Annotated in this window: 5 protein-coding genes; 1 reads left to right on the top strand and 4 read right to left on the bottom strand. The window is 52.9% G+C overall.

What is annotated here, in order from left to right; all coding sequences use genetic code 11:
- Nucleotides 1–106: 106 nt before the first annotated feature.
- The 4 genes from DWY05_RS10190 to DWY05_RS09715 all read right to left on the bottom strand — a co-directional run bounded on the left by DWY05_RS10190 (nt 107) and on the right by DWY05_RS09715 (nt 4,944).
- A complete protein-coding gene (locus DWY05_RS10190; protein WP_255413198.1) occupies nt 107–238 on the bottom strand; it encodes a hypothetical protein in 132 nt (43 codons plus the stop codon).
- Nucleotides 239–511: 273 nt separating this feature from the next.
- Nucleotides 512–1,948: a serine hydrolase gene (locus DWY05_RS09725; protein WP_147343292.1), complete on the bottom strand. Its 1,437-nt coding sequence runs from the start codon at nt 1,946–1,948 to the stop codon at nt 512–514.
- Between the two features lie 126 nt (nt 1,949–2,074).
- Entirely contained in the window at nt 2,075–3,544 is a 1,470-nt protein-coding gene (locus DWY05_RS09720; protein ID WP_099432704.1) for a PTS transporter subunit EIIC, read from the bottom strand.
- Between the two features lie 68 nt (nt 3,545–3,612).
- Entirely contained in the window at nt 3,613–4,944 is a 1,332-nt protein-coding gene (locus DWY05_RS09715) for a 6-phospho-alpha-glucosidase (RefSeq protein WP_099432703.1), read from the bottom strand.
- A 209-nt stretch (nt 4,945–5,153) separates the two neighbouring features.
- On the opposite strand from DWY05_RS09715, the gene DWY05_RS09710 reads away from it, so the two are divergent.
- Nucleotides 5,154–5,894, top strand: coding sequence for a GntR family transcriptional regulator (locus DWY05_RS09710; RefSeq protein ID WP_099432702.1), 741 nt, complete (start codon nt 5,154–5,156; stop codon nt 5,892–5,894).
- Nucleotides 5,895–5,987 lie beyond the last annotated feature (93 nt).

Below are 5,987 nucleotides of genomic sequence, written 5' to 3'. Positions count from 1 at the left end.
CGGGTGGTTTAAAGCTGGCCGCTGCGCGGCCAGCAGACTAAAGTCTTGAAACAGAAGGGGCCTCGCACAGGCGAGACCCCTTCACACGCAAAATCAAACGTGTCTGTTACAGATAGAACAGAATCTCGTCGTAGGTCGGGACCGACCAGCAGTCGGCGGCCACGATCTCCTCCAAGGCATCCACGACGTCGCGCAAGGAGCGAAACGACGCAGCGGAAGCGGGCAATGCCAGCCGCACGCGAATATCCCGTTGGGTGGGGCACCATTTGAAATGAGAAGCCCGTTATCCTCACGATAGCGGGCTTTTTGCTGCCATGCGCCGGGATTCGAGCCCAACAGGGTGCGAAGCCGAGAAAATGCACCTACGCTTTGACCCTAACAAGTGATTAACTTAGTCCCTAGCAATACGATATCTGAAACGTCCGTATCGAAAAACATTGCCTGGAGACAGCTCCGTCTCCATTAGCCGTGATGTTGACAAGCTTTCTTATCAATCGCACGTCTTGAAAAATTATCCCAACTTCAAAATCGCTGTGAGTTCCGAGGGTGTCGGGAAACAGCACATTCCCTCAACTCGCACCCTGCACACAGCATAAATACCTCCAATCCGTACATCGATAAAACAGCGCCGCGTGTAGTCCAGTTCCCTGGTCTCGATTTGTAAATTTGTTGGCGAAGTCCAGGCATACGCTGCAAACAACTTGCGAACATCCCATGCGGGGGCATCGTCCCTCTCAGCTTCATGAGTCACGAAAGGAAAGAGGTCTCCAACGCCGGCCCCATCGCCCGATTTGCAAACCCAAGACTTGTAGCCGGCCCTCACGCCGTACTCACGACCATCGCGCAACAGAGATAAATCCAGCTCATTCTCATAAAATCGAATATCGATCTCTTCAAAATCCCCGAAAATGCAATGATGAATGCCCTCGAGGCGTAATGAGCTCAAACGTCCGCCAGAAGCCAACCCAACTGGCACGGGAATACTATCGAAGTCACGTTCGGAAGCCACCGTTTCCCGAACACTAGACTCTTTGAACAATACCTTATACAGCGGATCAAGCAGCGCCTTACTTCCTGTCGTGGAACTCGAGCAAGCGATGACAAGGCCATCTGTGGGCCGTATGTAGCACAGCTGCCCAAAAAGGCCGGAGCATCTGAACCCGCCACGCCGGCACATCCAGAACTGGTATCCATAGCCATTGCTGTCTTCAGTCGCCTCAGACGGATAAAAGGGGCTCGTTTCCATCTGAATCTTCGTCGCCTCGGCAACCCATTCCGCGGGAATGATCTGTTCCCCACGCCACTTGCCGCCATCCAGCAAACATTGACCAAACTTAGCCAAATCCGGTGTCGAAAGGTGAAGACCAAAACCTCCGGTCGTATGACCGGCTTGATCCTCTTCCCACCACCAATTTCTAATGCCTAACGGCGTAAACAAACGTTCAGCGAGATAATCGGATTCTTTCGTTCCACTTATGCGTTGCACGAGCATGCTCAATAAATGTGAACACAGCGAATCGTAGTGAAAGACCTCGCCCGGCTTCCAGTCAAACTCACGATGAAGAACCTCATGTGCCCAGTCGTCTCCCGCGCCAATATACGAAAGGTCACTCTCCTGCCCCATCGTCATAGTCAGCAAATTGCGAACCGTCACATTGCGAAAGCGCTCATCCGCAATCTCGCCTTCATATTCCGGGAAGTATGAAATCCAGCGATCGGCCAGCGACAGCCGTCCTTCATTCACCAACATCCCAACAGCAACCGAAGTGAAGGACTTAGTCACAGAATAGAGCGGGTGAACGTGTTCGAGGGCGAACGGCGCAGCCGCATGCTCGAAGACGACTTCACCATCTTGTCGGACCACGACTGAGCGGACTTCCACACCCGCGGACCTCCACGCCGCAAGGCACGCCTCGCCCATCTTATTGTCAAAGATAATATTAGGCACCCTCAACCACTGCCTCTCGAACGAAATCAGTACAAGATGAGGTCGCCCTCGACGCTTATTCAAGGACGACCTCGTCTAATTGCTGGCGCGCGGGGAAATACTTGTCCCGCAGCTCCACTTCTTTGGCTACTTTGCAGCCTCTACCGCCGGCACGTCCTCCTTGTACGTCGCATACGTAAGCAGGAACGAAATCACGCTGGAAACCACGATGGCTATGATTACGTAAATCAGGTAGTTCGCGCCCATTGCACCGGACGGGTCAATGAAGCCCGGGAAGGCGCAGAAGCCGCCGCCGGTGAAGGCGAACATCTTGGTGCCAAGAGCGCCGATGATTAGGCCGCCGGGCACAGAGGCGATGCAGCTCATGATAAAAGGCTTCTTGCGCGGAAGGGTCACGCCGTAGATGCAAGGTTCGGTGATGCCGAAGAAGAAGCCCGAGATGAACGCCGGCCATGCAAGCTGCTTGAGCTTTACGTCCTTAGTCTTCAGAAGGATAGCGAGGACGGCAAGGGACTGAGCGTATGAACAAACCATGTACGGCGCCATGACAATATCCCAGCCCTGGGAGGCAATGTTCACCAGCATGAGGGCAATGACACTCCAGTGGAATCCGAAGATGACCATAGGCTGCCAAATGGCAGTAAGCACGATGCCGCCGAGCGCGCCGCCGATGACAGGCAAGCTGTAGAGGGAGTTAAACAGCAGGCTCATGAGGTTCGTGATCAGGGTGGCAATCGGGCCAATAATCAAATAGGTAGCGGGGACCATCACAACGAGCACGCACGTAGGCACAAAGAAGAACTTTACATACTCAGAGAAATGCTTGCGGCACCACTTCTCCAGCTTTGCCGCGAACCAAACAGAGATGATAATCGGAATGACAGAGCTCGTATAACCCGAAGACGGCATGATGACGGGTATGCCGAGGAAAGTCGTGTAGTAGTTCATGGCAAAGGGAGTGCCGGCAAACACCGTTCCCAAAACATCGCCAGATGTGATGTTGACCATCGCCGGATACGTAAGTGCGATACCGAGCGTCATGCCAACGAACTCACTACAGCCAAACTTCTTTGCCGCGGTATAGCCAAGGATAATCGGCAGGAAGTAGAAGAAGCCGTCACCAGCCGCATATAGAATCTGGTACAAGCCATCTGTCGCCGTAATCCATCCAAGGGCGACGAGAATACTCAAAACACCCTTGATCATGCCCGCGGCACACAGAACCGCAAGAATCGGCTGGATTACGCCCGAAATAGTATCGATAAGGGCACTAACAACGTTTCCTTTCTTGACGGGCTCACCATCAAGATTAACCTCGCCCAGCCCCTCGACACCAGAAGCGGCAACCGCGGCATCGTAAACATCCTCAATCACATTGATGCCGACAACAACCTGATACTGGCCATTCGCGTTGATTACTTGAATGACGCCTTTATGAGATTCAATTGCCTTAGTATCGGCCTTCGCATCGTCTCGCAGCTTGAAACGTAGACGCGTCATGCAGTGCGAGATGCTCAGGATGTTTTCCTTACCGCCGACGAGGCCAACTACGTCCTCGCCGAGCTTGCGATTTGCAAGCTCTTTGCTTTCGCTCATGGTTTTCCTCCCATGCGGCCTGTCCAAGGTCGGCCGCCCGCCATCATTCGCTAAATTGATTTCCGATACTAGTGAAGCTCTGGCCAGAACTCCTTATTCGCCTCAATGAGATCGTCAAGGATCTTCTTTGCAACGGAGGCAGAGGGGACCGTCTTCGAAAGCGTCAGCGCCTGCCAAAGCTCCTGATAGGAATGGTCGACCCAAGCAGACACTGCAAGCTTTTCGACCGAGACCTGTTCCTCCATAAGTCCTTTCTGGAATTGCGGAATCTCACCTTGGCAAATTTTCTCGTAGCCGTCGCTGCCGACGATGCAGGGGATCTCGACCATAGCCGTTGGGTCAAAATTGGACACAGCCCCGTCGTTGGGAACAATCAGCGAGAAACGTTCACGGGTGTTCTCTGCCAAAGCGCGAGCGAGATCGACAATGTACTCAGCGTGGGTATCTGGCTTAAGGCCGAAACCCTCAGACGTGCCCTTTTCGATAATCTGGCGAGCGGTACCGAAAACGCGTTTCTCGCGACCCTCACGGACCTCGTCGGTGCGGGTGTGGTTGGGGTCGGTGTGCTCAACCACATAGTCCGGGAAGAGATAGTACTTGAGGTAGGTGTTCGGAATGGTATTCGGATCGAGCGCGTAAACATCCTTAGCCTTACGGAACGTCTGGTCCCAAGACGCATCGACGAATTCAAGGCCAGAATCCTCGCCAGCATAACCGTTTTTAGCCATTTGGGCCTTGATAGTGGGCATAAGGTCATTGCCTGCACGGTCGTGAATCTTTGTCCACCAGCCAAAGTGGTTGAGGCCGTAGTAGCCGACGACGAGGTCGTTGTGGTCCTTGAGACCACACATCTGAGCCATGATATCCATCAGGGCTATTGGCATGTCGCAAATGTTGATGATCTTTGAATCCGGGCGAAGGCGGCGTGTCGCCTCAGCAACGATCGCCGCGGGGTTGGAGTAGTTGAGCATCCATGCGTTGGGACTATATTTCTCCATGTAGTCAAGGATCTCGAGTACGCCGCCAATGGAGCGCAAGCCATAAGCAATGCCACCAGGACCGCAGGTCTCTTGGCCAAGAACGCCATAGCGCAGGGGGATCTTCTCGTCCTTATCGCGCATAGCGTACTTGCCAACGCGAATCTGGGCAAGTACAAAGTCGATGCCTGTGAAGGCCTCCTCAGGGTCGGTCGTATAGCTGAAGGTTACCTCTGGAGCATTCTCCCTGATGTAGATGGCACATGCCTTGGCAATTGTCCCCTGACGCTCGGCATCGTTGTCATAGAGCGTAATCCTATTGATGGGGAACACATCACGCTTCGCGAGAAGTGTCAGAACAACGCCCGGCGTATAAGTGCTTCCGCCTCCCGCGATAGTAACCGCATAGCTCTGTTTTGCCATTGCAAATCCTCCTGTCTAGACATGTACTTGACGACTTGAATTATATCCTCAGTGATTTGCTATCTGTCTAGACATGTTAAGCACACGGGTGAACGGTTGATTTATGACGGTAAGCGGTAACTTTAAGCGTCTTCACTTCCTATAATTGGTAGAAACAGACTATCGCGCCGATTTGACGCATTCCGCACCACCTCTATAAGGAGAGCATTTTGGCAAGGATCCTGTACAGTGAAATTTACCGCAGCCTTCGAGAGCGGATTGTCGAAGGTAAGCATCCCGTGGGATCGCTCCTTCCTTCCGAACAAAATCTGTCCAAAGAGTTCTCCTGTTCTCGAATGACGGTGCGCAAGGCCATTTCACTTCTCGCAAATGAAGGTCTAGTTCAGTCCATTAAAGGCAAGGGAGTCCTCGTAATCGAGACGTCACTTGCAGGCGCCAGCAAAGAGGGCGCATTCACCGTAAATGACCTTTCTTCGTTCAGCGAATCGGCACACGCGATCGGAGCAATTCCAACGTCAAAAATCGTCTATTTCGAACACGTAAGCACCAATAAGTATCTAGCTCAGTTGACGGGATTTCCCGAAGGAGAAGACCTTACGCATTTGAAGCTCGTCCGCATGCTCGACGATAAACCGGTCGCTGTCGACCGCCACTACTTCCTAACTTCCTCCGTCCCCGGCCTAAACGAGCAGAATGCCACCCTGTCGCTCTTCCATTACATCGAGGATGAGCTAGGGCTCACCATTGCCGTGAGCAAACGAACGATAACACTCGCCCAGCCCGACACTGAGGACTGCCGGTTGCTTGACGTCGATTCTTCTTCGTATCTGGCGGTCGTAACCAGCCAGACATTCGACTCAACCGGAACTCAATTTGAGTATGTCGAGGCGCGTTATATTCCGAGCATCTTCCATTTTCACGACACGGCAACGCGCACACCCCTACCCTAGCAAACGGCACGGAGCAGACTCTTCCCTAATAAATTTGTTCAATCAGAACCACCCTTAAAAAGGGTGGTTTGCTCTTAGGGTATAACCCACGGG

This window comes from Collinsella sp. AF23-4AC (genome assembly GCF_003462685.1).
Lineage (GTDB): Bacteria > Actinomycetota > Coriobacteriia > Coriobacteriales > Coriobacteriaceae > Collinsella.
This window is presented reverse-complemented; position numbering and strand designations above follow the sequence as displayed.

What these genes read in the sequence shown, in the direction of transcription:
- DWY05_RS09720 (WP_099432704.1), bottom strand. Translation starts at nt 3,544, where the DNA reads ATGAGCGAAAGCAAAGAGCTTGCAAATCGCAAGCTCGGCGAGGACGTA.
- DWY05_RS09715 (WP_099432703.1), bottom strand. Translation starts at nt 4,944, where the DNA reads ATGGCAAAACAGAGCTATGCGGTTACTATCGCGGGAGGCGGAAGCACT.